This window comes from Corallococcus sicarius (assembly GCF_003611735.1).
Taxonomy (GTDB): Bacteria; Myxococcota; Myxococcia; order Myxococcales; family Myxococcaceae; genus Corallococcus; species Corallococcus sicarius.
This window is the reverse complement of record NZ_RAWG01000607.1, coordinates 1-1,647: the sequence shown is the minus strand read 5'-3', so window position 1 is coordinate 1,647 and position 1,647 is coordinate 1. Positions and strand designations below refer to the sequence as shown.

Sequence of the window (1,647 nt, the reverse complement as noted above, 5' to 3'; positions counted from 1 at the left end):
CCAGGACATGCGGCGCGCCCGCGAGTTGCTCCTTCCACCACGCCACCTGCTTCGCGAGCACGTCCCCCTGGAGCCAGCCGCGCTGCCAGGACGCGAAGTCGGCGTATTGCACCGGCAGGGCCGGAAGCCCGTGCCCCTTCCCGGTGGAGAAGGCCGCGTAGGCCGCCGCCACCTCGCGCACCATCACGCCCACGGACCAGCCGTCGGACACGATGTGGTGCATGGTCAGGACGAGCACATGGTCCGCGGGAGCGAACCGCACCAGCCGCGAGCGCAAGAGCGGGCCCGTGCCCAGGTCGAAGGGCTGGCCTGCTTCCTCCAACGCCAGCTGCTGGAGGGCCGCCTCACGGGACTCGGGCGACAGGTCGCCCAGGTCCGTCACCGGCAGCGTCCACGCGGGCGTGGGCTGGATGATTTGAACGGGCTCGCTGCCCTTCAGCACGAACGTGGTGCGCAGGGCCTCATGGCGGTCCACCAGCAACTCCAGCGCGCGACGCAGGGCCTCCGCGTCCAGCGCCCCCTCCAGCCGCACGGCCCCGAGCAACACATAGGGCGTGGCTCCAGGCTGGAGCTGATCCAGCACCCACAGCCGCTGCTGCGAGAACGACAGGGGCAGCGCGCCGTCACGGGAAACGGGACGGAGGCTGGGTACACGCGGGCCATCCGTGCGCACCAGGAGCTGCTCCTCCACCAGCTCCGTGACGCGGGCCACGGTGGAAGCGGCGAACAGGCCACGCAGCGGCAGCTCCACCTGGAACGTGGCACGCAGGCGGGAGATGAGCTGCGTGGCCAGGAGCGAGTGTCCGCCCAGGGCGAAGAAGTCGTCGTGCAGGCCCACGCGCTCCACGTGCAGCACGTCGCGGAACAGGCCGGCGACGCGCTGCTGGAAGGGCGTCATGCGCTCCGGGACGGCCGGCACCAGGGCGGACTCGGCCTGCTCCGGGACGGGCAGGGCCTTGCGGTCCAGCTTGCCCCCGGGCGTCAGCGGCAGCGCCGTCATGGGCACGAACGCGGACGGCACCAGGTGCGCGGGCAACCTCTCCACCAGGAAGGCGCGCAGGGTGGTGGGGTCCGGCGACGGGTGGCCCACGACGTAGGCCACCAGCCGCTTGTCGCCGGGCACGTCCTCGCGCACGACGACGACCGCCTCGCGCACGGACGGGTGGGCGTGCAGGGCGGATTCGACTTCGCCCGGTTCGATGCGGAAGCCGCGCACCTTCACCTGCGCATCCACGCGGCCCACGAAGTCGAGCGTCCCATCCGCCCGCCACCGCGCCCGGTCGCCCGTGCGGTACAGCCGCGCGCCCGGGAGGCCACTGAACGCGTCCGGCACGAAGCGCTCGGCCGTCGTCGCGGGGTGGCCCGGGTAGCCACGCCCCACGCCCTCACCGCCGATGAACAGCTCGCCAGGGACACCGGGCGCCACGGGCTCGCCGTGCGCATCCAGCACGTACAGCCGGGCACGGGCCACGGGCCGGCCAATGGGCAGGACGGTGGCGTCCGGCGCCAACGCTTCCACCGCGTGGAAGGTCGCGCAGACGGTGGCCTCGGTGGGGCCGTACAGGTTGACGAGCTGGCCCTTGGGGCCCGCCGCGAGCACGTTGCGCACGGCGCGCGGATCCGCCCGGTCCCCGCCGAAGAAGGCGT

Annotated in this window: 1 protein-coding gene; it reads right to left on the bottom strand. The window is 73.3% G+C overall.

Translation table 11 applies throughout. The features are described from left to right. On the bottom strand, positions 1 to 1,647 hold a 1,647-nt coding region (locus tag D7X12_RS41170; protein WP_147443993.1), incomplete at both ends, for a condensation domain-containing protein.